This window comes from Erythrobacter sp. JK5 (assembly GCF_018205975.1).
GTDB lineage: Bacteria > Pseudomonadota > Alphaproteobacteria > Sphingomonadales > Sphingomonadaceae > Erythrobacter.
The window spans coordinates 1,682,118-1,708,071 of sequence record NZ_CP073577.1; the positions used below are offsets into that span (position 1 = coordinate 1,682,118).

Annotated in this window: 24 protein-coding genes and 2 pseudogenes; 11 read left to right on the forward strand and 15 right to left on the reverse strand. The window is 65.3% G+C overall.

The features are described 5' to 3' along the window. Positions 1 to 56 precede the first annotated feature (56 nt). From KDC96_RS08265 to KDC96_RS16560, 8 genes and pseudogenes are all read right to left on the reverse strand, one after another. Positions 57 to 1,028 (reverse strand): alpha/beta fold hydrolase, encoded by a 972-nt coding sequence (locus KDC96_RS08265; RefSeq protein ID WP_212447997.1) that lies wholly within the window; start codon positions 1,026 to 1,028, stop codon positions 57 to 59. Next, positions 1,025 to 2,041, reverse strand: a complete 1,017-nt coding sequence (locus KDC96_RS08270) for an SO2930 family diheme c-type cytochrome (protein WP_212447998.1) — start codon at positions 2,039 to 2,041, stop codon at positions 1,025 to 1,027. Before KDC96_RS08270 ends, KDC96_RS08265 begins: the two co-directional genes overlap by 4 nt. Further along, positions 2,038 to 3,228, reverse strand: a complete 1,191-nt coding sequence (locus KDC96_RS08275) for a parallel beta-helix domain-containing protein (RefSeq protein WP_212447999.1) — start codon at positions 3,226 to 3,228, stop codon at positions 2,038 to 2,040. The genes KDC96_RS08270 and KDC96_RS08275 overlap by 4 nt, the downstream gene beginning before the upstream one ends. Positions 3,229 to 3,300: 72 nt before the next feature. After that, the gene (locus KDC96_RS08280) at positions 3,301 to 3,693 is read right to left on the reverse strand and encodes a hypothetical protein (protein ID WP_212448000.1); all 393 of its coding nucleotides are present in this window, start codon (positions 3,691 to 3,693) and stop codon (positions 3,301 to 3,303) included. A 6-nt stretch (positions 3,694 to 3,699) separates the two neighbouring features. After that, positions 3,700 to 5,093, reverse strand: a pseudogene (locus KDC96_RS08285) (NAD(P)(+) transhydrogenase (Re/Si-specific) subunit beta). Positions 5,094 to 5,194: 101 nt separating this feature from the next. Beyond that, positions 5,195 to 5,476, reverse strand: coding sequence for an NAD(P) transhydrogenase subunit alpha (locus KDC96_RS08290; RefSeq protein WP_212448001.1), 282 nt, complete (start codon positions 5,474 to 5,476; stop codon positions 5,195 to 5,197). Then, positions 5,476 to 6,603, reverse strand: coding sequence for an NAD(P) transhydrogenase subunit alpha (locus KDC96_RS08295; protein ID WP_212448002.1), 1,128 nt, complete (start codon positions 6,601 to 6,603; stop codon positions 5,476 to 5,478). The genes KDC96_RS08290 and KDC96_RS08295 overlap by 1 nt, the downstream gene beginning before the upstream one ends. Positions 6,604 to 6,618: 15 nt before the next feature. Continuing rightward, positions 6,619 to 6,741: a hypothetical protein gene (locus tag KDC96_RS16560; RefSeq protein ID WP_256438993.1), complete on the reverse strand. Its 123-nt coding sequence runs from the start codon at positions 6,739 to 6,741 to the stop codon at positions 6,619 to 6,621. Between the two features lie 244 nt (positions 6,742 to 6,985). Between KDC96_RS16560 and KDC96_RS08300 the strand changes: the two genes are divergently transcribed. Both KDC96_RS08300 and KDC96_RS08305 read left to right on the forward strand, forming a co-directional pair. Beyond that, the gene (locus KDC96_RS08300) at positions 6,986 to 8,419 is read left to right on the forward strand and encodes a sigma-54 dependent transcriptional regulator (RefSeq protein ID WP_212448003.1); all 1,434 of its coding nucleotides are present in this window, start codon (positions 6,986 to 6,988) and stop codon (positions 8,417 to 8,419) included. A 32-nt stretch (positions 8,420 to 8,451) separates the two neighbouring features. Further along, positions 8,452 to 9,216, forward strand: a complete 765-nt coding sequence (locus KDC96_RS08305; RefSeq protein ID WP_212448004.1) for an SDR family NAD(P)-dependent oxidoreductase — start codon at positions 8,452 to 8,454, stop codon at positions 9,214 to 9,216. Between the two features lie 15 nt (positions 9,217 to 9,231). Here the strand turns inward: KDC96_RS08305 and KDC96_RS08310 are convergent, their stop codons facing one another. From KDC96_RS08310 to KDC96_RS08335, 6 genes are all read right to left on the reverse strand, one after another. Beyond that, positions 9,232 to 10,389 carry an alkaline phosphatase gene (locus KDC96_RS08310; protein WP_212448005.1) on the reverse strand — a complete coding sequence of 386 codons (1,158 nt, stop codon included), beginning with the start codon at positions 10,387 to 10,389 and terminating at the stop codon, positions 9,232 to 9,234. A gap of 74 nt (positions 10,390 to 10,463) precedes the next feature. Beyond that, entirely contained in the window at positions 10,464 to 11,579 is a 1,116-nt protein-coding gene (gene folP / locus KDC96_RS08315; RefSeq protein WP_212448006.1) for a dihydropteroate synthase, read from the reverse strand. A gap of 225 nt (positions 11,580 to 11,804) precedes the next feature. Continuing rightward, entirely contained in the window at positions 11,805 to 12,944 is a 1,140-nt protein-coding gene (locus KDC96_RS08320) for a site-specific DNA-methyltransferase (RefSeq protein WP_305819756.1), read from the reverse strand. 238 nt (positions 12,945 to 13,182) lie between these two features. Further along, a complete protein-coding gene (locus KDC96_RS08325; protein ID WP_212448008.1) occupies positions 13,183 to 13,887 on the reverse strand; it encodes a hypothetical protein in 705 nt (234 codons plus the stop codon). Positions 13,888 to 13,960: 73 nt separating this feature from the next. Further along, positions 13,961 to 14,884 (reverse strand): calcium/sodium antiporter, encoded by a 924-nt coding sequence (locus KDC96_RS08330; RefSeq protein WP_212448009.1) that lies wholly within the window; start codon positions 14,882 to 14,884, stop codon positions 13,961 to 13,963. Between the two features lie 31 nt (positions 14,885 to 14,915). Beyond that, positions 14,916 to 15,545: a ribonuclease HII gene (locus KDC96_RS08335; RefSeq protein WP_371815459.1), complete on the reverse strand. Its 630-nt coding sequence runs from the start codon at positions 15,543 to 15,545 to the stop codon at positions 14,916 to 14,918. On the opposite strand from KDC96_RS08335, the gene KDC96_RS08340 reads away from it, so the two are divergent. The 6 genes from KDC96_RS08340 to KDC96_RS08365 all read left to right on the forward strand — a co-directional run bounded on the left by KDC96_RS08340 (position 15,538) and on the right by KDC96_RS08365 (position 20,506). After that, on the forward strand, positions 15,538 to 16,701 hold the full coding sequence (locus KDC96_RS08340) for a PQQ-dependent sugar dehydrogenase (RefSeq protein ID WP_212448011.1): 1,164 nt from the start codon (positions 15,538 to 15,540) through the stop codon (positions 16,699 to 16,701). The genes KDC96_RS08335 and KDC96_RS08340 overlap by 8 nt on opposite strands. Before the next feature lie 44 nt (positions 16,702 to 16,745). Then, positions 16,746 to 17,285, forward strand: coding sequence for a GNAT family N-acetyltransferase (locus tag KDC96_RS08345; RefSeq protein WP_212448012.1), 540 nt, complete (start codon positions 16,746 to 16,748; stop codon positions 17,283 to 17,285). Between the two features lie 85 nt (positions 17,286 to 17,370). Continuing rightward, the gene (locus KDC96_RS08350; RefSeq protein ID WP_212448013.1) at positions 17,371 to 17,925 is read left to right on the forward strand and encodes a DUF1285 domain-containing protein; all 555 of its coding nucleotides are present in this window, start codon (positions 17,371 to 17,373) and stop codon (positions 17,923 to 17,925) included. A 13-nt stretch (positions 17,926 to 17,938) separates the two neighbouring features. Further along, positions 17,939 to 18,547, forward strand: coding sequence for a CoA pyrophosphatase (locus tag KDC96_RS08355; protein WP_212448014.1), 609 nt, complete (start codon positions 17,939 to 17,941; stop codon positions 18,545 to 18,547). Next, complete coding sequence (locus KDC96_RS08360) at positions 18,537 to 19,709, forward strand: CCA tRNA nucleotidyltransferase (RefSeq protein ID WP_212448015.1); 1,173 nt, start codon at positions 18,537 to 18,539, stop codon at positions 19,707 to 19,709. The genes KDC96_RS08355 and KDC96_RS08360 overlap by 11 nt, the downstream gene beginning before the upstream one ends. A gap of 287 nt (positions 19,710 to 19,996) precedes the next feature. Further along, on the forward strand, positions 19,997 to 20,506 hold the full coding sequence (locus tag KDC96_RS08365; protein WP_212448016.1) for a hypothetical protein: 510 nt from the start codon (positions 19,997 to 19,999) through the stop codon (positions 20,504 to 20,506). Positions 20,507 to 20,578: 72 nt separating this feature from the next. Here the strand turns inward: KDC96_RS08365 and parC are convergent. Continuing rightward, positions 20,579 to 22,872, reverse strand: a pseudogene (gene parC, locus KDC96_RS08370) (DNA topoisomerase IV subunit A). A gap of 168 nt (positions 22,873 to 23,040) precedes the next feature. Between parC and KDC96_RS08375 the strand changes: the two are divergent. The 3 genes from KDC96_RS08375 (at position 23,041) to KDC96_RS08385 (ending at position 25,889) form a co-directional block, all read left to right on the forward strand. Further along, the gene (locus tag KDC96_RS08375; protein ID WP_212448017.1) at positions 23,041 to 24,132 is read left to right on the forward strand and encodes a redoxin domain-containing protein; all 1,092 of its coding nucleotides are present in this window, start codon (positions 23,041 to 23,043) and stop codon (positions 24,130 to 24,132) included. A gap of 126 nt (positions 24,133 to 24,258) precedes the next feature. Continuing rightward, positions 24,259 to 24,801, forward strand: coding sequence for a DJ-1/PfpI/YhbO family deglycase/protease (locus KDC96_RS08380; protein WP_212448018.1), 543 nt, complete (start codon positions 24,259 to 24,261; stop codon positions 24,799 to 24,801). Positions 24,802 to 25,001: 200 nt separating this feature from the next. Then, positions 25,002 to 25,889 (forward strand): DUF4349 domain-containing protein, encoded by an 888-nt coding sequence (locus KDC96_RS08385; protein WP_212448019.1) that lies wholly within the window; start codon positions 25,002 to 25,004, stop codon positions 25,887 to 25,889. Positions 25,890 to 25,954: the final 65 nt, after the last annotated feature.

The window sequence follows — 25,954 nt, forward strand, 5'->3', positions numbered from 1 at the left end:
GAGGGTCGAGCCGCAGATGTAGCTATGAACCCGGACACGCGTCCATAGGTTCCGAATTATCGATTGTCTTGCGGCACTTCGTTGGTGAATTCGAGGTTAAGCAGCCACTTCTGGAGGTCTGCGACGGCCTCGGGCGTCTCTTCCTGCGGCAAATGGCCGATCCCCGGATAGATCGCCAGACGGGCGTCGGGCAGCGTCGCGTCGTACCATTTTCCCGCGGCCACGGGAATCAGCCGGTCCTCTGCGCCCCACAGAATCAGCGCGGGAACGCCGATCTGCGAAACCTGCTCGGCATCGAAGCCGGTCCACCCGCGCGAGAACCGCTCGATCGACGCGGCGCGATTGCCGGGAAACCGCAGCAGCTCCCAATAGCGGTCGATCGCTTCATCGGTCACGATCGCCTGGTTGCTGACACTCTGGCGCAGGCTTTTTTCGACCAGAGAGCGCGGCGTGATGTGGCGCATCACCTGGTTGATCACGGGCGTGCGGGCGATGGTGAAGCCGAGATTGCCGCCGCCATCGTTCTTAACCGGCGCGCCGCCTGCATCGACCAGCACGATCCCGTACAAACGCTCTGGGTGGGCGATCGCATAGCCGATCGTGTGGCTGCCGCCCATCGAATTGCCGCCCAGCACGAAGCGATCGATTTCCAGCGCGTCGGCCACCTCGTCGATGTCCGCGACAAAACTCGCGAGCGTATAGTCGCCGTTCGGATCGGGTCCGGTGAGACCGTGGCCGACCTGATCGAACCGGATCACCCGATAGGTGCCGGACAGCGCCTCAGCCCACGGGTCCCAGGTATGCAGGTCCGCGTTCGAGCCGTGCAGCAGAATGATCGGAACGCCATCGCGCGGCCCCTCGTCGCGCAGATGCACGGTCAGGCCGTCGCCGATCTCGACGAACTGCGACGGCTCGCCGCCATATTTGGCACGCATCTCGTCCGCGTCGGTATCGGGCGATCGGAATATCACGAACAGGACGACCAACACGGCCGCCAGCGTCAGGACGGTGCGCAGGACCCATTTCATGATGCAGGCATCTCCTCAATCCACTTGCGGATCGCCGCGACGCCTTTCCGGTCGACCGTGTCGCGCCCCAGTTCGGGCATGGCGACACCCGGTTCGGTGGACTGCATGCGATAGAGCAGGATCGATGCATCGGGATTGCCCGGCGCAATGCTGACAAGAAGTCCGCCCGCCCCGCGTCCGGCGGCGACCGGGGGCTTGCGTATACCGATCGCGTGGCTGCCATCCTGTTCCCAGCGCAGGTCGAGCCCTGAATTCGATGCGCTGCCGCCAGGCTGGTGGCAGTGCGCACAGTTGACGTCGAGATAAGCGCGGGCGCGCAGTTCGACAGTGCCTGAGGTGTCGTGTTGCCAGTAGGGCATCGAACTGGATTCGGGCGGCACCGAGTCCAGCAGGTCCGTCTCTACGGCATGGCTCAGCCACGTCGCCGAAAGGTTGCGTGCCTTGGGGCCGATGGGGATCACTTCCCCGTCCTTGCTGTGGCAGGTCTTGCACTGGTTCTTGTTGGGAATGCGATAGCTGATCTGTTCGCCATCGGGCGTGGTGATCGGCACCCTTGCCCCGGCCAGCGCCAGCGTCGCTTCGGTCTGCTCCGCGTTCCAGCGATAGGGCAACGCGATCCAGCCGTCGGCGCGGCGCAGCAGCAGCCGGGTCTCGATCAGTTGCCGATCCTCGCCCTCGCCAAAGGCAAAGGTCTTGATGATCGCGCTGCCGACCGGGAAGTGCAGCAACCCTTCGCCATTGGCCCGCAGCGCCGTGCCTTGGGGCAGGTAGACGAACCGCAGCTTGTCCGCGCCGTCCGACCAGAGCGGGGTGTTGAGCTCGTATGCGATCACCCCCTTGGCGGGCGCCTGCGCCCGCGTTTCGGTAAAGAACCCGAACTCCGCCAGCGTCCGCGGCATTGCATCGCCGAGGATCGCCGCGTCGGACACGGCCGGGGCGGCCAGTCGCGCCTGCGACACCGATCCGGCCAGGACCGCGAGCGACGCGGCAAAGACGAGCAGCGAGCGCCTCAATTGAGCCGCGCCTCCATCCCGTCAGCCAGCACGACCGCTGCGAAGGAGACTTCCGTCGCAGCCGGAGCGGTCTCGAGAAGCTGCGGCTGCGCCTCGGAGAATGGCTGCCCGACCCGGGTCAGCCCCAGCGACACGACCGGCACCGTGTCCTGCTTCACGAAATTCCGGTGCAGCCCGTCGGTCAGCACCGGGGGCAATGCACCGCCCATGGCCGCTGCCAGCATCCCCCCTCCGGCAAAATCGGGCGCGTTGCCGCCCGAACCGTAGACATTCCCGGCGATCACGACATCGACCGGTCGCGGCTGATAGCGCTCGTCCTCGTAAGGCTGCGTGTAGGCGATCAGCATCACGTGGCTTGTGGCGTTGTTCACCAGCGCGTTTTCGCGAATGATCACGCCCTTGTTCGCCATCACCATCACCCCGGTCCCGGCGGGGACGCTGGCGACGATATTGCCTTCGGGCGCGAAATTATCGGTGTTGTTGTCGATCACCGCGTTGCGCGCGACCAGCACGCTGCCGCCGCCGACCCTGGGCAGGCTCGGCAGGTCGAACACCAGAATGCCGCCAGTGTTCCGGGTCGCGAGATTTTCCGTCACTTCGGCGTGGTTGCTGTTCTCGATCTCGATCCCCGCGACGTTCTCGACCACGCGATTGCGCCGGACGATGATGTTTTCCGACTGGCCGACATAGATCCCGGCATCCGATGCCCCGCGCACATAGCTGTCCTGCACCAGGATATCGCGCGCCTCGACCGGGTAGATGCCATAGGCACCGTTCGATGCGTCAGGTCCGTTGGTCCATTCGACCCGGATCGCGTGATAGACGATCCGGTCGGCGCCCTTGGACTTGATCCCGTCGCCCTTGGCGTTCTCGACCGCAAAATCGCGCAGCGTGACATCGTCGGAGGTGACGAGCAGCCCCTCGCCCGATCCCTGTTGGTTGGTGAAATCGAGTACGCTCGCGTTCATCCCCGCGCCGCGCACCGTCACGCCGTCGACATCGAGGCTGAGCCCGTCGGTCAAGGCGAACCGCCCGGCCTCGAGCACGATCTCGTCACCCGGGCCGGCCAGGATCAACGCCTCCTGCAGGCGTTCCTGCGCGCCTTCGCCCGGCGCAATCACATGGGTTTCGGCCAGCGCCGCAGTCGACGCGGACAATGCCAGCGCGGCGACAAAAATCCTGATCATGAAGCTCTCCCTCTCGGCCGCGCATAGTGGCGCAACCGCGGGAGAATGCAAGCGATGCAATGCGGCGGTTGACTAGAGCCCGACGGCCCCGATCAGGCTGTCCACGCCGCAGCGCGCGCCGACCACCGCGAGCGCCTTGACCGCCTCATCGTCGTCGACCCGGCGCAGCCGTGCAAGCGCTTCCCCGGGGGACGCCGGCAGACCGCTTTCCCCCTCCTGCGGGCCAAGCCGTTCGAGCTTGCGCAATTGCGAAATGCTGAGCCGGTCGGTCAGCTGAGGCGCCATGCAGGCCGCCATCGGCACCGGCACGCCCTTGGCGAGCAGCGCATCCTCGACCCGTTCCTCGGTCACCTGGTTCAGCAGCCCGCCATCGCGCAACACCAGCCAGGCAAGCAGCCCGACCAGCCCGATCCCGATGAGGATCGCGGTGAAGCGAAACGGGTGGGGATTCCGGGATGGTGCCATGATTTTCTAGTCCAGCGCTTTCACGATCTCTTCGACCATCTTCTTGGCGTCCGCCAGCAGCATCATGGTCTGGTCCATGTAGAACACGTCGTTGTCGACCCCTGCATAGCCGACCCCGCCCATCGAACGCTTGATGAAGAACACCTGCTTGGCCTTGTCGACGTCGAACACCGGCATGCCGTAGATCGGCGAACTCTTGTCGGTCTTCGCCGCCGGGTTCACCACGTCGTTCGCGCCGATGATGAAGGCGACATCAGCCTGCGCGAATTCGGAGTTGATGTCCTCCAGCTCGAACACCTTGTCGTAATCCACGCTGGCTTCTGCCAGCAGCACGTTCATGTGGCCCGGCATGCGGCCGGCGACCGGGTGGATCGCGAACTTCACCTCGATGCCCTTTTCCTCGAGCATGTCGCACATTTCGCGCAGCGCGTGCTGCGCCTGTGCCACCGCCATGCCGTAACCGGGGATGATGATGACCTTTTCCGCCTGTTCGAGCATGAACGCAGCGTCTTCGGCGCTGCCCTGCTTGTACGGACGCGCTTCGCGCGCTTCGCCCCCTGAGCCCGCGCCGCCATCGGAGCCAAAGCCGCCCGCGATCACGCTGATGAAGCTGCGGTTCATCGCGCGGCACATGATGTAGCTGAGGATCGCGCCCGACGATCCGACCAGCGCGCCGGTGATGATCATCGCGGTGTTGCCGAGCGTGAAGCCCATCGCCGCCGCCGCCCAGCCCGAGTAGCTGTTCAGCATCGAGACGACGACCGGCATGTCCGCCCCGCCGATCGGGATGATCAGCAGGAAGCCGATGGCGAATGCGGCGACCGTCAGCGCGATGATGAAGGGCAGGTTGGCGTCCGCCCCGGCGTGTGTGCAAACAGCGCGGTCAGCACCAGGATTGCCGCGAGCGTGCCGAGATTGATGACATGGCGCAGCGGCAGCAGGATCGGCGATCCGCTCATCCGGCCCGACAGCTTGAGGAAGGCGATGACCGATCCGGAGAAGGTGATCGCCCCGATCGCGATGCCGAGACCCATCTCGAGCTTGCTGACCGGCGAGATGACGTTCTCGCCCACCAGCAGCCCGAACGCGCCGGGGTTCAAATAGGCCGCCCAGCCGACCACCACGGCGGCGAGCCCGACCAGCGAGTGGAAGCCCGCGACCAGCTCCGGCATTGCGGTCATCGCGATACGGCGCGCGATGGTCACGCCGATGATCCCGCCGAGGAAGATCGCAATTCCGATCTCGACGATGTTGGCGATGTCGTGGGTGACGAGCGTCGTCACCACCGCCAGCACCATGCCGATCATGCCATTGCGATTGCCCGCGCGCGAAGTGGCCGGGCTGGACAGCCCGCGCAGCGCGAGGATGAAGAACACGCCCGCCGCGAGATAGGCGAGCATCGCCCAGGCGGGGGTGCCCGCGCCATGCGACGCAGCTTCACTTGCAGCAGAAGCCGGTTGCCACCACTCGCAACCGCCCGGAGTTTCAGGTTCACACATCCCTACTTCTCCTTCTTCTTGTACATTGCCAGCATGCGCTCGGTCACGGCAAAGCCGCCGAAAATGTTGACGCTCGCCAGCACCACCCCGAACAGCCCGAGATACTTGGCCACCGGATTGCCTGCCTCAGCTGCCGCAATCAGCGCGCCGACGATGATCACCGACGAAATCGCGTTGGTCACCGCCATCAACGGCGTGTGCAGCGCCGGGGTAACCGACCACACGACGTAGTAACCAACGAAACACGCCAGCACGAAGATCGAGAGAATGCTGATGAAATCCATTATTCGGCCCCCTTCAGCCTTTCGTTCACCACTTCCCCGCCCATTGTCAGCCGGATAGCGTCGCCGATTTCCTCGTCGAGCACCGGCTTGCCCACCTCAGCGTCCCAGAAGGCCGAGAGGAAGTTGAAGTGGTTGCGCGCGAACAGCGCCGAGGTATCCGCCGCCAGATGCGCCGGGGTGTTGGCGTAGCCGATGATTTTGACCCCGTGCCGCTCGATCATGTCGTCGGGCACCGAGCCTTCGACATTACCGCCTTGCGCGACCGCAAGGTCGTAGATGACGCTGCCGGGCTTCATCGTCGCGATCTGTTCGTCCGAAATGAGCCGGGGGGCAGCGCGCCCCGGAATCAGCGCGGTGGTGATGACGATGTCCTGCTTGGCGATGTGTTCCGAGACGAGCTTGGCCTGCGCGGCCTTGTATTCGTCGCTCATCTCGGTGGCGTAGCCGCCCGAGCCCTCGCCCTCGATCCCCGCGACGTCCTCGACGAAGATCGCTTTCGCGCCGAGGCTTTCAATCTGTTCCTTGGTCGCCGAACGCACATCGGTAGCGGAGACCTGCGCGCCCAGCCGCCGCGCGGTAGCGATCGCCTGAAGGCCCGCCACGCCGACCCCCATGATGAAGCACTTGGCCGCCTGCACCGTGCCGGCCGCCGTCATCATCATCGGGAAGGCGCGGCCATAGGTGTCGGCCGCGGTCAGCACCGCCTTGTATCCCGCGAGGTTCGACTGGCTGGAGAGAACGTCCATCGACTGCGCGCGGGTGATGCGCGGCATGAACTCCATGCTCAGCGCTTCGAGACCCGCCTTGGCGTAGGCCTCGACCCTGTCCCTGTGCTGGAACGGATCGAATAGCGCCGCCACCATCGCGCCGGGCTTCACGCCCGCCAGCAGCTCCACTTCGGGGGCCTGAATCCCGAGCACGATATCCGCATCCTTCGCGGTTGCGCTGGCATCGCCGATGCTCGCCCCGGCTTCCGCATAGGCATCGTCGGCAATCGAAGCGGCCGCTCCGGCCCCTGATTCCACCGCCACATCGTTGCCCAGCCCGATGAACTTCCTGACCGTTTCGGGCGTCGCGGCGACCCGCGACTCGCCCTCGGCGCGCTCCTTGAGGATGGCGATCTTCACTGTCTTGTGTGTGCCTTATTCTGCGATCAGCATGACGACGAACAGCGTGATGAGCGCGATCAAGGGCACGGTCCATTTGAGGGTGGAGATGAACCCTCCATACATCTTTTCTGCCTTGTCAATGTCCTGGCTCGCCATGGCGCAGCTCCCCTCTTGAAATGCCTAACGTCGAATCCGGTCGAAAATCGCCGGAAAATAGCCCTACGGCCCGTATCGGAGCCGGAAGGCTAGCTCAAGTCTGCACTGCACAACGTCTTCACCACGATCGCGCCCGCGGCGCAATTCAGGCTTAACACCGTCTTTACCCGCACCCCTTATGCCAGAGCCATGTTTCACCCTGGGACGCACGAGTCCCGGGCGATTGGAGGTTGCAGCAACACCTATGTCCGATACGGATGCGCACCCCGAAACGCGGTTGGTCATGCTGATCGACGATGAACCGGCGCAGAGCCGGTTGATTTCGGCCATCGCCGCGCGCGACGGCTGGCGCACGATCGTGGCGGGCGACGCCGAAACCGCGATCGCGATGCTCGGGACGCGCGAAGGGATGCAACTGTCCGCTATCCTGCTCGATCAGTGGGTTCCGGGCGACGACGCCTGCTCGCTGATCGCCGAGCTCAAGGAACGCCGCCCCGCGCTGCCGATCCTGATGCTGACCACCAGCGCATCGCCGCTGCTTGCGGTCGAGGCGATGCGCGCGGGCGCGAGTGATTATCTCGTCAAGCCGATCTCGCCCGAGCGACTGATGGAAGCCCTGCGCACCGTCACCACCCGCGAGGCACCGCGCAACGAGCTTGCCCCGCTGACCGAAAAGATGTCGGCGAGCCTCGATTTCGACGCCATGATCGGCACCGCGCCCAAGTTTCGTACCGCGCTGGCGCAAGCGGCCAAGGCGGCGCGCGGACACGGCCATTCCTTGATCGAGGGCGAAAGCGGCACCGGCAAGGAAATGCTGATGCGCGCGATGCACGCCGCCAGCCCGCGCAGCAAGTTTCCGCTGCGGATCATCAATATCGCCAGCGTGCCGCCCAACTCGATTGAATCGGTGCTGTTCGGCCACGAACCCAACGCCTTTCCCGGGGCATTCGACCGCCAGATCGGTGCCCTGCAGCATTGCGATGGCGGCACGCTGGTGCTCGACGAGATCGACCGGCTGCCCACGGTTTTGCAGGAACGGCTTTACGACACGCTCGAAAGCGGCATCGTCCGCCCGGTCGGGGCGGCGCACGGCTTCCGTGTCGACGTACGGATCCTGTCGGCCAGCAACCTCCCGATCGACCAGCTGGTCGGCGCGCAGCATTTCGAGGCGGCGCTGGCGGAAAAGCTTGCGGCGACCCGCATCACGCTGCCGCCGCTACGCGAACGCAACGGCGACATCCCCGCCCTCACGCGCCATTTCCTCGGCCGCATCGGCGATCAGCCGGGGCTCAAGAATCTTTCCGTATCCGACGGCGCGCTGAGCCTGCTCGCCGCCTACGACTGGCCCGGCAATGTCCGCCAGCTGCAATCGGTGCTGTTCCGCGCTGCGGTCTATTGCGAAGGCAATTCGCTGACCGCCGAAAGCTTCCCGCAGCTGTCCGAAATGCTCGGCGAGACCGATGGCGCGAGCGCCGCGACGTCGCACGAAGGGGTCGGCATCATGCTCTACACCGAGGACGGCAACCTGCGCCCGCTCGAAGAGATCGAGGCCGACGTGATCCGGCTGGCGATCGGGCACTATCGCGGGCGGATGACCGAAGTCGCTCGGCGGCTCGGGATCGGTCGCTCGACCCTGTACCGCAAGCTCAGCGATCTCGGGATCGACAACGCGGCTTGATCGCTCCGGCAGCAGCGCCTAGCGCGCTCGCCATGACGCAAACCAGAGATTTCGAAGGGCGCACCGCGCTCGTAACCGGCGCGGCTTCGGGGATCGGTGCCGCCTGCGCTCGCGCGCTCGCCGAACGCGGCGCGGCGAAACTGTTTCTCGTCGACGTCGACGACGCCGGTCTGGCGGCGCTGGACCTTGGCGATTGTAAGGTTGTGCGGATCACCGGCAGCGTCGCCGACGAGGCCTTGTGGGATGGTCTGACACCGCAGATGGCGGGGCTCGACCACGCCGTCATCAACGCGGGCATCGGCGGCTGGGGACCGATCGCCGACCTCACCATGCCCGAATGGCGACGCGTGATGGACGTCAATCTCGATGGTGCCTTCTTGACGCTGCGCGCTGCCTTGCGCGCGATGGATGCCGACAAGGGCGGCAGCGCCGTCGTCACCGCATCGACCACCGGGATCAAGCCGGTCGCCGGGATCGGCCCGTATGGCGTGGCCAAGGCCGGGGTCGCGCATATGGCACGCATCGCAGCGCTTGAAGGCGCTGCCAAAGGCATCCGCGTCAACGCCATCGCTCCCGGAGGCGTGGACACCGCCATTTGGGAAGGCGGCGAGGACTTCCTGAAGTCGGTCGAAGCGATCGGGCGCGAAGCGACGATGCGCAACATGGCCAAGACCACCCCGCTCGGCCGGTTTGCCACGTCGGAGCAGATCGCCAGCGACATCCTCTACATGCTGTCCGACGCCGGCTCCAACATCACCGGACATGTGCTCGTTTCGGACGGTGGATTCACGCTCTAGCGCGTCTTTCGCGCGTCACCAGCTCTCGGTCCGCATCACTCGCACTTCGCCCGCGCTGCCGCGCAGCGACATGGTGAACGTGCGGGCATCCCAGTCGATCTCGACGAGACCGAAGTTCTCTTCCGAGATGAAGTCGGTCAGACGCCTGGGGTCGGGTTCGCGCGCGGTGTTGCTCGCGGTCGAGCTGAACGCGTAGTTGAGCGAAGAGCTGGTCAGCTCCCACAAGGTCTCGCCCCCACCCGCTTCGGGTGCATCCCTGTAGATGCCGCCCGCGTGACGGTCGCCCGAGAGCATCAGCAGCCCGCTTTCCTCGCGACCGGCCAACATCGCATAGAGCCGTGCGCGCTCATGCGGCAGCGCCTCCCAGCTTTCGTAATCGTGCGCGTCGGTGATGACCTGGATCGAGGACACGAGGATGCGCAGGTCCGCGGGCTTCGCAAGCTCCTGATCCAGCCACGTCCACTGCGCCTCGCCCAGCATCGTCTTCGAGGTATCGCCCGAAGGCCTGTATGGCCCCAGCGGCGGGCGCTCGGGCGTATAGTCCAGCGTGTCGAGATCCGAACGGAAGAAGCGGGTATCGAGCATGATCACCTGCGTGATCTTGCCGTCGGAACCGAACATGCGGCTTTCGTAGATGCCGGGACGCGACTTTACCGCATCAGAGGACCCCCAAAAGGCCTCGTAGATCGTCTCTGCCCACCGGCGGAAGGCGAAGGTCGCGCCGCCATCGTTGAAGCCGAAGTCGTGATCGTCCCACGTCACCATCATCGGCACCCTGGCGCGGAAGTCGGCCAGTTCGGGCGTGTTCGCCTGCACCCCATAGGCTTCGCGCAGCGTGGTCAATGCGGCGTCGCCATCCCACCCCTGATCGCCATAGTTGTTGTCGCCGATGAACAGGAACAGCTGCGGATCGGTCGCGGCGATCTGCGCCCACATGTGTTGCGAGCGCAGCTGATGGTTGCAGCTGCCGAAGGCGAACCGGGTGATGACGCGGTCTGGCGCGAGCGACACGTTCGCGGGCGCAACCGGCAGCGTGATTTCCGATTCGAGCTTCGCGTAATACGGCGCAAGCAGGTCTTCCGCCGACAGTTCGACGTCGTTTTCCGCACCGGACGGCGCGGCGAACAGGGCTGCTCCGGCGAGCGCGGCGGCGTAGGGCGATAGTCGGCGCATGGGCGAATCCTTCCGGCGTGTCTCGAACGCTTGTGGCGCGCCTGCATGACGACTTTGCGACCGCATCGCCAACCCTAAATCGCCGGCAGCTGCGCGAAGTCGGTCAGCGCCGCATCGCGCATCCCGCGCCAGACGTTGCGCGCCTGCACGGTCTCGAACACGTCGTGGACGCGCAGGATATGCACGCCTGCATCCATCCCTTTCGTCGCCAGCGCGATCGAGCCTCCGAGCCGCTCTGGTGCGTCTTCCTCGTTCGACAGCGCGCCGATCATCCGCTTGCGGCTGACCCCGAGCAGCAGCGGGCTGCCGAGCGCGTGGAACAGCGGCAGCGCGTTAAGCAGCGCGAGGTTGTCCGCCAGCGACTTGCCGAAACCGATCCCCGGATCGAGCACGATCCTGTCACCGGCTATCCCGGCCGCGATCGCCTTTTCGCGCGCATCCTTGAGGAAATCGAACACCTCGCAGACCACGTCGCCGTATGAGCCGCCCTCGTGCAGATCGTCGCCGCTGCCGGGCGCATGCATCAGCACCACCGGGCACCCGGCGTTCGCAACCAGCTCCGCCATGCGATCGTCGTAGCGCATCGCCGAAACGTCGTTGGCCATCTGTGCGCCTGCCTCCAGCGCGGCCTCCATCACGCCCGCGCGGCGGGTATCGACGCTGATCGCCGCGCCCATCGCCGCGCAATATGCGACCGCGGGGAGCACGCGCTCCTTTTCGTCCCCCTCCCACGTCGCCGCCGCGCCGGGGCGCGTGCTTTCGCCGCCGATATCGATGATCGCCGCGCCCGCTTCGAGCATCGCCGCGGCGTGTTCGCGCCCGGCTTCGGGCCGGTCGAGGAATTCGCCGCCATCGGAGAAGCTGTCGGGCGTCACGTTCAGCACCCCCATCACCTGCGGCTGGTCGAGGCGGATCGTCCGTTCGCCCACCTGCAGCGGCGGGTGGACTGTCCGGAGGTTGGCCCATTGCCGCTCGGCCTCGGTCGCGAGCGCTCCGCCCGGTTCGGCCAGCGCCGCGTCAACCTCGTGGGTCGTGAACAGGCGGCGGTGGGTCACCGCCCCGCCGTCGCGCACCACCAGGGCGAAGCGGCTGGCATAGACCATCGACCCGGCCAGCCGGATCGCCGCGCCATCCTCGGCCTGCGGGCCGGAAGCGAAGGCGATCGGGTGGAGATAGACGCCGCTGGTCACGCGCGATCCCCCTCGGCAAGCCCTGCACGATGGAACACATGGAACACATGGAACACGGTCCCGAGACCGGATTCGGCGGGAGGATGGAACGGGTGCGTCATGCCCGCCGGTTTAGCGGGCGGTGGCCGTGCAGGATAGGATCGCCGGTGGGGTTATCGTCATTCGAGGCTTCTGTCGCCAGCCGGCACACTACCCAAGTGACGACACTACCCAAGTGACGAAGGATCAATCCTCGTTCGCCAGCAGGTACAGTTGCCGCGCGGCGTCGACGGGCTGGATCTCGCCACCCGCCTCGTAGTGCCAGAACGTCCAGCCGTTGCAGCTGGGCGCGCCTTGCAGGTCCTTTCCGAGCCCGTGGATCGACCCGGTCTGCCCCTTGTGATCGAGCGAACCATCGGCGCGCACGGTGGCGATCCAGCGGCGCTTCTTGTCAAACACCTTCGTGCCCGGCGGGATCAGCCCGTTCTCGACCAGCGCCCCAAAGGCGACGCGCGGGGCGGCCTTTCTGCTCTGCATGGTCTTGAGCGCGCTTTCATCGAGCGGCAGTTCCTTTTCGATCCGCTTTTCGGCGACCCCGCGATAGAAGCTCTCTCGCTCGCAGCCGATCCATTCGCGGCCCAGCCGTTTCGCCACCGCGCCGGTGGTGCCGGTGCCGAAGAACGGATCGAGCACCACGTCGCCCGCTTCGGTCGTGGCCAGCAGCACGCGGTACAGCAGCGCCTCGGGTTTCTGGGTCGGGTGGGCCTTCTTGCCGTTTTCCTTGAGCCGTTCGCCACCCGAACAGATCGGCAGCACCCAGTCAGAACGCATCTGAAGTTCGTCGTTTAAAGTCTTCATTGCGCGGTAATTGAAGTGATACCGCGCCTTTTCGCCCTGGCTCGCCCAGATCAGCGTTTCGTGCGCGTTGGTGAACCGCGTGCCCTTGAAATTGGGCATCGGATTGGTCTTGCGCCAGACGATATCGTTGAGGATCCAGAAGCCGAGATCCTGCAGGATCGCACCAACGCGGAAGATGTTGTGATAGCTGCCGATCACCCACAGCGATCCGTCGGGCTTCAGGACCCGGCGTGCCTCGGTGAGCCAGCCGCGGGTGAAATCGTCGTAGACGCGGAAGCTGTCGAACCGGTCCCACTCGTCGGTTACCGCGTCGACATGGCTGCCGTCGGGCCGATTGAGATCGCCGCCAAGCTGGAGGTTGTAGGGCGGATCGGCGAACACGCAGTCGACCGAATTGTCGGGCAGCGATCGCATCGCCTCGATGCAGTCGCCCGGCAGGATCTGCCCGAGCGGCAGGGATTGGCGGACAGATTCCGTTGTCTTTGCAGTATCTTTCGCCTGCAACTTGGCAGTTTCTATCACACCCACAATGTGTCCCCGCTTCGTATCCCTGACTGAGTTATCCACAGGCATGAGTCCTCGCGGACTCCGCGTCAAGGCCGGAATCTTCGCGGTTTATGGTTACCGAACGGTAAATGACGCCGGGCTTCGAGCGGAACGAAACGGGACCGGCACAACATGTGGAGTCCCGCACCGGACAACAGGGTCGATATGGAGGGGTGTGGCGGGAAAGACTCGATTGCTGCGTTTGCGACCGGTCACCCGCTCAATCGCATCCGGGCCAGCCGAGCGTCGCGCCGAACAGCTGCTTGTGCCGCGCGAAGGCGGCTTCGCCGATGCACATCTGGCCGACATAATGCGACATCGCGATGATCTTCGGGATCATTGCCTTCGCCGCGTGATCCCAGGATTGCACCCCGTCCCAGGTCAGGTTCTGCGATGTCTTGATCTGGTCCATCTGCGCGTCCATGTCCTCGCGCAGTTCGCCCAGCAGGCTTTCGAGCTGCGGGATCAGGCCGTCGGGGTAGCCGCCCGGATGCTCGGGCAGGTCGAGCACGTAGCTGGACCGCTCGTCGGCGGCGAGCAGCATCGTGTTCCACGCCTGCTGCGGCCACAGCCCGCAATTGACCGCCAGCATGTGGCCGTATTGCGTGTTCCACAGCTCCCACGGCAGCATGGCATAGGCCGCTACGGAAGTGCCGGCCGGAAGCTGCGCGTTTACCCGCTCGAGGAACTCGCTCTGGAGCGCGATCTGTTCGTCCTGCAGCGCATCCGCGCTTTCCTGCGTCGGCGCGAAGTTCTGCGGATCGCCAGGGTGGAAGCCGAGCTCGCGCAGCATGTCTCCGGTGTCGCCCTCCCACAGCTCTTCGGGCAGGATGCGTTTGCCACCGGGATCGTTGGCCGGGGCCTGCGCCGGAGACGCATTCGAAGGCGTGACCTTGCGGCCGAATACCGGGCGATGAATGGTCATGCATGCTGCTCCACTGACGCGCGAAGGCTTACGCAGAACCGTGAAACAAATGCTTAACAGGACCCTTCCCGGATCAGGCAAACACCCACACGATGTTCCCGACAAACGCCGCCACCAGCATCGCGCCCATCGCCCGGCCGATCGATGTCGCCCGCCAAAGCAGCGCGAGGACGATTGCCGCGCTCGCGGCGAGCAGCGCCATCTGCGTGCCGACCAGGCTCTGCGGAAGGGCAAATGGCGCGATGCTCATCGTCGCCCCGCCGATCAGCAGGATATTGTAGATGTTCGAGCCCACGACATTGCCGATCGCAAGCCCCGGCTTGCCGCGCAGTGCCGCCGCGACCGAAGCCGCGAGTTCGGGCAGCGAGGTCCCGATCGCCACCACGGTAAGGCCGATCACCGTCTCCGACACGCCGATCAGCCGCGCGAGGTCGATCGCGCCGGTCACCAGCGCCTGACCGCCCAGGATCAGGATGGCGAGCCCGACCGCGAACAGCAGGCCCGCCACCACGGCGCTGCCGGGATCGGTGTCGTCCTCTTCCTCGATCGCCCCGGCACCGGGATGGCGATAGCGCCAGACGATGTAGGCGATAATCCCGGCCAGCAGCGCTACGCCGATCCAGCGCGAACCCCATTGCGACGCGGCGATCGCCCACAGCAGCATGGTCACGCCCAGCGCCACCACCGCATCGCGCCTGCCAGTGCCGGTCAGCGCGATCGGCGCGATCAGCGCGGTCGCGCCGAGGATCAGCAGCGAGTTTGCGATGTTCGAACCGACGATATTGCCCCACGCGATCCCCGGCGATCCGGCCAGCGCGGCTTCGACACTGGCGACCATTTCCGGCATCGAGGTCGCAAAGCCGACGATCACCAGCCCGGTGAACAGCGTCGAGACGCCGAGCTTGCGCGCGATGCCCACGGCACCGCGAACCAGCAGTTCGCCGCCGATGGCCAGCCCGATCAGGCCGGCGAGGCTCAACAAAATGGCGTTCAGCATGATGGAAGGCGGGCGCTAGCTGACCGGGCGATCAGAGCAAGGTCGCTTGCGCAACCGGAGCGAAGGAACGGCGATGGAGAGGCGATGGTCCATGGTCGCGCAACGCATCCATGTGCTCGCGCGTTCCATAGCCCTTGTTTTTTTCCCAGCCGTAGAGCGGGTGCTGGGCGGCGGCGGCAATCATCAGCCGGTCGCGCCATTCCTTGGCGACGATCGATGCGGCGCTGATCGCGGGTTCGATCCCGTCGCCGCCAACGATCGCGCGCGCGCGCCAGCGCCACCCAGCGCAGCGTCCCTGCGGGGTCAGGTTGCCGTCGATCAGGACTTCGTGCGGGTCCGCGCCCAACTGCCCGGCCAGGATCCCGACGCAATCGGTCATCGCATGCATGGTCGCCATGAAGATGTTGAGCCGGTCGATCTCGGGTGGCTCGATCACCGCCACGGCCCAGCCACACGTCGCCCTGATCTGTTCGTCGAGCGTCGCGCGGCGTTTGGCCGAAAGCTTCTTGGAATCGTCGAGTCCGGCGGGTATTCGCGCGCCCAGCACCACCGCCGCGGCCACCACCGGCCCGGCAAGCGGTCCGCGCCCCGCCTCGTCGACCCCCATGACGAGATTTTCGGCACCGAATTCGAAATCGGGAGTTACCCCAGTCATGACCATGTTATCCAAGCTTTCATCCGTTGTTTCCCTCCCCGCCTTCGCGCTCGCAAGCTGCGCTGCCGCGGAAACTGGGGAAACTGCCGCGAACGGGGCAACCGACGCCGCCTACACCGTGACCGCGATGGGCGAATTCGAGCGGCCATGGGCGATCGAATTTGCACCGGGCACCGACACGCTGTTCATCACCGAGAAGTCCGGCACGCTCAAATTGATGAACACCTTGAGCGGCACGGTCAGCACCGTTGTGGGTGCGCCCGAGGTAGCCTTCGCCGGCCAGGGCGGCCTCGGCGATGTCGCCTTCCTCGAATCCGAAGCCGGGATGCCGCTCGACGGGCGGACGATCTACCTCAGCTGGGCCGAGGGCGGCGATGGCAGCACCTATGGCGCGGCGGTGGGTCGCGGCAGGCTGTCTTGCGACGAGGCCGGTGAAGACTGCGCAGTCAGCGACCTCGCCGTGATCTGGCGCCAATCGCTCAAGACCGGGCGGCGAGGCCATTATTCGCACCGCATCCAGTTCTCGCCCGATGAGCAACACATGTTCATCGCCAGCGGCGACCGGCAGGAACTCGATCCGGCGCAGGACCTGACCAACAATCTCGGCACCATCGTGCGGCTCAATCTCGATGGCACTCCGGCTGCGAGCAATCCGTTTGCCGGCCAGGGCGAGGTGCAATCGCAGATCTGGTCCTACGGGCACCGCAACATCCTCGGCATGGATTGGGATGCCGACGGTCGGCTGTGGGAGATAGAGCACGGCCCGGCAGGCGGCGACGAGCTCAACCTGGTTCGGCAAGGCGCGAACTACGGCTGGCCGACGCGTTCCTATGGCGATCACTACAACGGCGACCCGATCGCGGATCACAGCGCCGATGACGGCTTCGTCAAGCCCGCCGCGCACTGGACCCCGGTGATCGCGCCGGGCGACATGATCATCTATTCTGGCGAGATGTTCGGGCCGTGGCAGGGCAATGCCCTGATCGCGGGTCTTTCGAGCAAGGCACTGGTGCGGGTCGCGATCGATGGCGAAAGTGCGCGCGAGGTCGAACGCTACGGTTTCGATGCGCGGCTGCGCTCGGTCGAACAGGGCCCCGATGGCAGCATCTGGGTCGCCGAGGATGGCGAAGGCGGACGAGTGCTGCGGATTTCCGCCAAATAGTTTCGCTGGGCATGCTGCGCCAAACCGCTTAAGCGCCCGCGCCTATGGGCGCTGACACGGCCACTCTCATCCCGCTATCGGCGGTCGATCCGGCGCTGGTCGAGGGATTGCTCGATCGCGCCTTCGGCGAAGATCGCCATGCGCGCACCGCCTATCGCATTCGCGCAGGGATGAACTGGCTCGAAGCGCTCAGTTTCGCCGCGCTCGACAACGACGAAATGCTGGTCGGCACGATCCAGTGCTGGCCGATCGCGCTGGTCGATCGCGAAGGCCGCCCGATCCCGCTGGTGATGGTCGGCCCGGTCGCGGTGGTGCCAGAACGGCAGGGCGAAGGGTTCGGCGTCGGATTGATGGCGGCGATGCTCGATGCCGAGGCGCGGCTCGCGGGGGACGGTCAGCGACCCTTCGCGCAGGTGCTGATCGGTGATGCCGAATATTACGGGCGCTGGGGTTTCTCGGCGGCGGCGACCGGCGGCTGGCGCTGCCCCGGTCCCTACGCGCCCGAGCGGCTGCTGGCGCGCGGAGCGGCACTTGCCGCGATGCCGGCAGAAGGAATGCTCGGCCCGTGGACCGCCGCGTCCTGATCGAAACCGGACGCGCGAACTCGCCGCTTTTCGAAGCCATGCCTCTTTTCGGGAACGTCCGGTTCTGCCATCGCATTGACCAGACATGCCCTACGAACCGCCCCCGTACCTCGCCGAACTCACGCTCGCCCAGATTGCCGAGCAGGTTGCTGCGCGCAAACTGCCCCCGGTCGAAGGGTGGGCACCCCAGCAGATCGGCGAAAGCCTCATGCGGATCGCAGCCGACGGCACCTGGTTCCACGAGGGCGATCCGATCCGCAGGCAGGCCATGGTGCGCGCCTTTTCCGGCTTGCTCACCCGCGACGACGCTGGCCAGCACTGGCTCGTCACGCCTTTCGAAAAGCTCAGCATCGAAGTCGTGGACGCGGCGTTCATCGCCACCGACTGCGTGATGCGCGACGGTGAGATCGCGTTCCGGCTCAATACCGATGATCTGGTCGTGGCTGGTCCCGAGCACGGCCTGCGCGCCGCCGGCGATCCGGAAACGCCCGCGATCTACCTCCATGTCCGGCGCGGCTGCGAGGCGCGGCTCAACCGCTCGACTTACGCGCAGCTGGCGGAGATCGCGCTCGAAACCAGTGGCGACGACTGGATGGTTACCAGTCAGGGCGCTATCTTCTCGCTGATATCAACCGACTGAGCGTCTGGGGGGCATGAGCGAGCTATTCGATCGATTGTCGGCGGCCTTTGCGGAAGGACACGCGCGTAAGGTCGATGGCCTGCTGAGCGATGCCCGCTTTGCCGAGGGCGCTCGCAGCACGCCGGCCGCCGTCCTGATCGCGGTTACGGATCGTCCGCAACCGGGCGTGATTCTGACCCAGCGCCCGCGCGACATGCGCGATCATCCCGGTCAGGTGGCGTTCCCCGGCGGCAAGATCGACGATGGCGAGGATACGATCGCCGCCGCCCTGCGCGAAGCCGAGGAAGAGCTGGCTCTGCCGCGCGAAGCGGTGCGGGTGATCGGCGAAACCGATCGCTACGTCACCGGGACCGGTTTCGATGTCGCGCCGGTGCTCGGCGTGGTGCCGCCCGATCTGCCGCTCACGCCCAGCCCGGACGAAGTCGAAGCGTGGTTCGAAGCGCCGCTCGAACTGCTGCTGACCCGCGCCAACTGGACGACGAACGAAGTGTTCTGGAAAGGCGCGATGCGGCGCTATCTCGAACTGGATTACGATGGCTTTCGCATCTGGGGAGTGACCGCCGCCATCATCGCCAACCTGTCGCTGCGGATCGCCCCCGAAAGGCTGCGCGATGTCGCCTGATCTCAGCGCGGCCGAATGGCCCCGGCGCAGCGGGCTCGCCACGCTCACGCAGGCGCTCGGTGCGCAGAATATCCGGTGGGTCGGCGGGGCGGTGCGCGATACGCTGCTCGGCCACGCGGTCAGCGATATCGATTGCGCCACGCTGCTCGTCCCCGACGTTGTGATCGACCGGTGCCGCGAAGCGGGCATCCGCACCGTTCCGACCGGGATCGAGCACGGTACCGTCACTGCGATCCTTGCCGATGGACCGGTCGAGATCACCACCCTGCGCCGCGACGTATCCACCGATGGTCGCCGCGCGACCGTGGCGTTCGCAACCGAGTGGCGCGACGACGCGGCGCGCCGCGATTTCACCATCAACGCGCTCTATGCGGATCCCGAAACGCTGGAGATCTTCGACTATTTCGGCGGGCTTGCAGACCTTGCGGCGCGCCGGGTCCGGTTTATCGGCGACGCGCGCGATCGGATCGCCGAAGATCACCTGCGGATCCTGCGCTACTACCGCTTCCAGGCGCGGTTCGGCGCGGAACTCGATCCGGAGGCGGAGGCCGCCTGCGCCGCAATGGCCAACACGCTCAAGGGGTTGAGCCGTGAACGGATCGCGAGCGAACTGCTCGGCCTGCTGGCTCTGCCCGATCCCCACGCCACCGTCGAGCGGATGCACCGGCAGGGCGTGCTGCCGGTGATCCTGCCCGAAGCGTGTCGCACCTATGTCGAGCGGCTGGGGCCGTTCATGGCGCGCGAGAAGGCGCAGGGATTCGCCCCCGAAGCGGTGCGCCGCCTCGCCGCGCTGCTGCCGCCCTCGCGCGAGGTGGCGGAAACCGTGGCCGCGCGGCTCCGGCTGTCGAAGGCGCAGCGGGCGCGGCTGGTCAACGCGGCCGAACGCAGCGACGCCGATGCGGCCGAGCCCCGCGCGCTCGCCTATACCCATTCTCCGGCATTCGCGATCGATCGCCTGCTGCTGCTCGGCGAGGACGCGCGCGCACTCGCCGACTGGCAGCCGCCGGTCTTCCCGCTGAAGGGCGGCACGATCGTCGAACGCGGAGTGGACGCGGGGCCGGAGGTCGCGCGCATCCTGCAGGCGGTCGAGCGGCGCTGGATCGCAGAGGGCTTTCCCGAAGCAGACCGGGTCGAACAACTGCTCGCCGAAGAACTCGGCTGAACCGCCTTCTCGCCCCCTTTCCGTTTACGTTAAGGTTCGCTTCAGGCGGCTTCCTCCAGACAGGCCGGGTTGTCATGCCAGCCGCCCCTGATTAGGGAAGCCCCCGCGTCCGTCGCGATTGGAGAAGCCCGCGTGCCCTGCTCAAGTCGGCCCGAGCCCTTCGGTACATCGCCATCGGCCGACCTGATCTGCACTGCCTGAAAGGGAACAGCTGCATGTCTTCCTGCTGTCGCGCCCCTCGTTGGCGATGGTGGTGGTCCGTGTTTTTGGAATGGAGAGAATACCCAATGAAATTTGCAAAGCTGGCTGTCCTGGCCACTGCCATGGCAGCGACCCCGATCGCGGCGAACGCGCAAGATGTCGGCGCTACCGTTTACGGCAACGATGATGCTCCGATCGGCACGGTCGAAAGCAACGCCGGCGGCGTCGTCACGGTCGATACCGGCGCGCACAAGGCGCCGCTGCCCGCAAGCCTTCTCGCCGAACGTGAAATCGGCTGGACGGTCAACGCGACCAAGGACCAGATCGACGGCATGATGGCCGCGCAAAAGGCCGAAGCCGAAGCCAAGCGCGACGCCGCGCTGGTGGTGGGTGCCGCGGTGGTTTCGGCCAAGGGCCTGCCCGCCGGCACGCTGAGCGAAGTCGACCTCGTCGAAGACGCTATTGTGCTCGATACCGAAACCGGTCCGATCGCGCTCAAGAAAGAGCACTTCGCCGTCAATCCGGAAGGTCAGCTGATGGCGCTGTTCACCGTCGACCAGATCGCCGCGGCGAGCGAAGCGTCCGTGACCGAATAGGTCCGGCACAGCACAAGGCATTCGAAGGCCGCGAACGTCGATCGGACGTTCGCGGCCTTCTTTCTATCTGCCTCAATCGAAGGTGTTGTCCTTGGGGAAGCCCTGCGGCGGCAGGCGTCCGGCGGCGCTGCGCGCGACCTTCCAGAGATGGATGTCGGTTTCTGTGCGGGTGCGTTCGCCCGATCCGCCCATCTGCCAGCTGAGCCCTTCGGCGAGCGTGAAGGTGGTGGCGTCGGACAGGCCGCCATCGCGATAGCGCTGGAGCATCACCCCTGCCCGCGCGCCATGACCGGCATTTCCTCGAGATTGAAGACGATCAGCTTGCGGTTCTCGCCGACGCACGCGATGTGATCGTGCTCATCGGCGATCTCGCGGATCACCTGCAACCGGGCATCGCCTTTCAGGTTCACGACCTGTTTGCCCTTCTTGGTTTCGGCCAGAAGCTCACCCGTCTCTGCAACGAAACCCTTCCCGTTGCTCGCCGCGAGCAGCAGCTTGCCGCCCTCGCGATGCACCAGCATCTTCGCGATCGAGGTGTCCGCTTCGAGGTCGATCATGCTGCGCACCGGCTCGCCGAAACCGCGCGCGCCCGGCAGCCTGTCGCAGCCGAGCGTGTAGAACCGCCCGTTCGCCGCGGCGATCAGCAGCTTGTCGGTGGTCTGCGCGTGGAGGATGAAGGCAAGCGCATCGCCCTCCTTGTACTTGAATTCCTGGTCGAGCGGCACGTGCCCGCTCGCCGCGCGGATCCATCCCTTCTGCGACAGGATCACCGTGACCGGCGCCTTCTCGATCATCGCGTCCATCGTGAATTCGACCGTCGGTGCCGCTTCCTCGATCCGGGTGCGCCGCGCGCCGAGCCTGGTTTCCTCGGCGTAATCCTTGCGCAGCGCGCGCAGGTCCTTCTTGAGCCGGGTGCGCTGGCGCGCCGGGCTGTCGAGCAGTTTCTCGAGCTCGTCCTGCTCGGCCAGCAATTCGTCCTTTTCCTGCCGCAGCTGCATCTCTTCCAGCTTGCGCAGGCTGCGCAGCCGCATGTTGAGGATCGCCTCGGCCTGCCGGTCGGTAAGCTTGAATTCCTCCATCATCACCGGCTTGGGCTCGTCCTCGGTGCGGATGATCTCGATCACCCGGTCGAGGTTGAGGAAGGCGATTATGTAGCCTTCGACCAGCTCCAGCCGCCGCGCGATCTGTTCGAGCCGGTGGCGGGTGCGGCGTTGCAGGATATCGATCTGCGCCGCCGTCCAGTGTTGCAGCAGCTCCTTCAACCCCATCACCATCGGCGTGCGATGGGCGTCGAGCACGTTCATGTTGAGCCCGAAACGGGTTTCCATGTCGGTCAGCTTGAAGATCGATTCCTTGAGCAGTTCGGGATCGACATTGCGGCTGCGCGGCACCAGTGCGATGCGGATCGTCTCATCGCTTTCGTCGCGGACATCGTCGAGGATCGGCAGTTTCTTGTCGGCAATCGCTTGCGCGATCTGCTCGATCAGCTTGCCCTTCTGCACTTGGTAGGGGATTTCGGAGATCACCAGCTGCCACTGCCCGCCGCCGAGCCGCTCGATACCGAGTTCCTGGTCTTCTTTCTTCTCGGCCTCGGGTGCGCGGAACACGCCGCGCAGCCGGAAGCTGCCGCGCCCGGTCTCGTAGGCCTGGGAGATCGCCTCGGCGCTGTCGACCAGCTGGCCACCGGTCGCGAAGTCCGGACCCTGCATCAGCTCCATCAGCCGCGCATGCTCGACATGCGGGTTGTCGATCAGCTCCAGCGTCGCATCGATCACTTCGGCGACGTTGTGCGACGGGATGTTGGTTGCCATCCCCACCGCGATCCCGCTCGCGCCGTTGGCCAGCAGATTGGGGAACAGGCCGGGCATCAGCTCGGGCTCTTCCTCCTCGCCATTATAGGTCGGGATGAAATCGACCGTGCCCGCATCCAGCCCTTCCATCAGCTGCATCGCGGTCTTGGTCAGTCGCGCTTCGGTGTAGCGGTAGGCTGCGGCATTATCGCCATCGATATTGCCGAAATTCCCCTGCCCTTCGACCAGCGGATACCTCAGCGAGAAATCCTGCGCGAGCCGCACCATCGCGTCGTAGGCGGCGGTGTCGCCATGCGGGTGATACTTGCCGATCACCTCGCCGACGACGCGGGCGCTTTTCTTGAACGTGTTGGACGGATCGAGCTTCAGCTGCCGCATGGTCCACAACAGGCGGCGATGGACCGGTTTCAAACCGTCGCGCAGGTCGGGCAGCGAACGCGCGGTGATGGTCGAAAGCGCATAGACGAGATAGCGCTCTTCCAGCGCCGCATCGAACGGCGCATCGACGATAGCGTCGAAAGGATCGGAATCAGTGTCTTCGGTGATGTCGGACATGCAAATCGCTTAGCAACGCGATCGCCGGGCGGGGAGAGGCGTTTCCACAGGGAATGCGCGGGATACCCCGATTGCAGCGGCGCGGACTGGCCAGCGGTGCAAATCCCGCTTTGGAACTCGGGCCGAACTGGATAGAGAGACGCCGCGAGGGAAACAGCAAGAGCATCGATGACCGATACCCGACCGACCTATCAGATCGCATCGCCGTCGATCCGGCCATACGTGCAGACCCTGTGGCCCGGTGCGCTGGCGATGCCGTTCGAAACGCGCGACGGGGATGGTCGCAAGATCAGCCTGGCCGACGATCACCTGTCGGGTCGCCATCTGCTTCTTGTGTTCCTGAGCGATCCGGACAGCGAACACGCAAAGGCGCTCCTGCGGTCCCTGGCCGATCTATTCGCGCCGCTCGATGCCGCCGATGCGACCGTAATCGCGGTCAGCGCGTCGGCCGATGCGGCGCACAACAACGCCCTGAAACGCACCACCGGCTTTCCCTGGCCGGTCGCCAGCGATCCGTCCGGCGGCATGTTCGCCTCATACGGACTGCACAAGGGAACCGACCACGCGACCCGGCTGGTGCTGGTGACGCCATACCGGCAGATCCGCACCTGGTTCGATCTGGAAGAGGACGCAGGCGAAACGCTGAAGACGATTATGGATACACTCGACAACTCGCGGGCCGCCGAAGAATTGCGCTGGAGCCCGCCGCACGCACCGATCCTGACGGTGCCCAACGTGTTCTCGCCCGAGGAGTGCGGCAAGCTGGTCGAATCCGTGGTGACCGATACGCCGTTCATGGTCCGCCAGCCCCAGCCGGGCGAGGTCGCGGGCGATTACAGAATTCCGGTCTACGATCACTATCGGCAGGATCGCGTCGACCTCATCATCAAGAACAGGGATACGCTGGCACTGCTCGACGAACGGATTTTCGGCCGGGTGACGCCGATGATCAAGAAGGCGTTCGCGTTCGAAGTGACGCGCCGCGAAGACCTGCATATCGCGCGCTATTTCGGCAAGCGCGAAGGTTTTTCGATGGGCCACCGCGACAACACCGATCCGCCCGGCGCACACCGCAAGTTCGCGCTGTCGATCAGCCTCAACGACGATTACGAAGGCGGCGAAATCACCTTCAAGGAATTCAGTCCGAAGGGTTATCGCGTGCCGGCGGGCACCGCGATGGTGTTCTCGTCATCGCTGCTGCACGAGGTGCAGGAAACGACATTGGGCGTGCGCTACAATCTCATTTCGCACTTTTTCTGACCAGCCGGGCCGCCACCGGCCCGCCGCTCCGCTTCGTCGCAAGAACGCCACGACCCGGCCTTGCCGGGGGAACGAGTGCGCGTAATCTCCGTTAAGTAAGCAAATGATTTACAAGGAGATACTCCCATGAAACGCATCCTGATCATCGCTACGGACGGGTTCGAGCAGTCCGAGCTCATGAAGCCCAAGGCCCTGCTGGAAGAGGCCAATGCGCAGATCACTGTCGCAAGTCTCGAAGACGGCTCGATCAAGGGCTGGAACCAGGGCGAGTGGGGCGACAGCGTGGCCGTCGACAAGACCGTCGATTCGGTAAACGAGGGCGATTTTGACGCGCTCCTGCTTCCCGGCGGTCAGATCAATCCGGACGTGCTGCGGATGAACGACCGCGTGATCGAACTCGTGCGCGATTTCAACAGCGCGAACAAACCGATCGCCGCGATCTGCCACGCCCCGTGGCTGCTGGCCGAGGCCGACATCATCGCGGGCAAAGTCGTGACCGGCTGGCCGTCGATCCGCACCGATTTGCGCAATGCCGGCGGGGAGGTGGTCGACAAGACGGTGGCGGTCGATGGCAACATCATCACCAGCCGCAATCCCGACGACATTCCCGCCTTCACCGCCACGCTGATGAGCGCATTGGCGATGGACAAGGTGACCGAATCCGCCTGATTCGCCACAATTGGCAGCGCCAGCCTGCCACATTTGAGCAGATTTGACCGAATTGGCCCCGCCATGCGACCTTGCAAGGCGGGGCTATTCACGCGCGCACTCCACTAACAATCTGATTTTAATGTATTAAAAATTCTCCTTGCCAAAATCGACTAATTATGGCGCAATTATGGCATAAACATGGCGAAAAGGAGACGGAAATGAGGCATGCAATTCGGAGAGCGGCTGTGGCGGGAGCGGCGATCAGCGCGCTCGCATTGGCGGCATGCAGTGAAACGGGCGATGGCTCCACCGATGCGGCGTATGAATCGGCCGCTGCGGACAGCGCTGTCGAAGCGGTGGCGGACCGCGGGGGCGACGGCTCGGCTATCCCGGTGCTGGGCGACATACCGGTTAGCATGCCGCAGCTCGCCTACACTTACGATTACCGCTGGCGCCTGCCCGCTGCCGAGATCGGCCCGCTGCAACGCCGCCACGCAAGCCTGTGCGAACAGCAGGGCCCAGGCAGTTGCCAGATTCTCGGTATGAACAAGACCGGCGAAGAAGCTGATGAGGTTACCGGCGTGCTGCAAATGGCCGTTGCCAGCCGGCAGGCCCGCGCGTTCGGCGCGCTGCTCGAAGACGAAGCCGAGGATGCCGGGGCGGAGCAGGTTTCAGCCGAGATCGCATCCGAGGAACTATCCAAGCAAATCGTCGATACCGAAGCGCGGCTGCGCGCCCGCACTGAATTGCGCGACCGGCTGCTCGAAGTCCTCAAAACCCGGCGCGGCACGGTCGAGGAACTGGTCGAAGCCGAACGCAGCGTTGCCCGCGTCAACGAGGAGATCGACCAGGCGCGCAGCTGGCTCAAGGAAATGGAAGGCCGCGTCGCCTATTCGCGTGTTACCGTTCGCTACGAGACGGGCATTCCCGTCAGCAGTGACTTCCTTGGCCCGGTTCAAGGCGCGGTAGGATCGCTCGGCACGATCTTCGGCTACCTCGTCGCCTTGCTGATCCTGGTCGGCTCGGTCGCGCTCCCGATCGGCGGGGTCGTGTGGCTGGTCCGCCGCCTCACGCGACCGACGCAAGTCGAGATCGCCGAGGCCTGATCGGTTCGCGGACGTGGATGTCTTGGGTCCACACAAACCCGCCCCCACTGGCTGGCCGCTCTTCG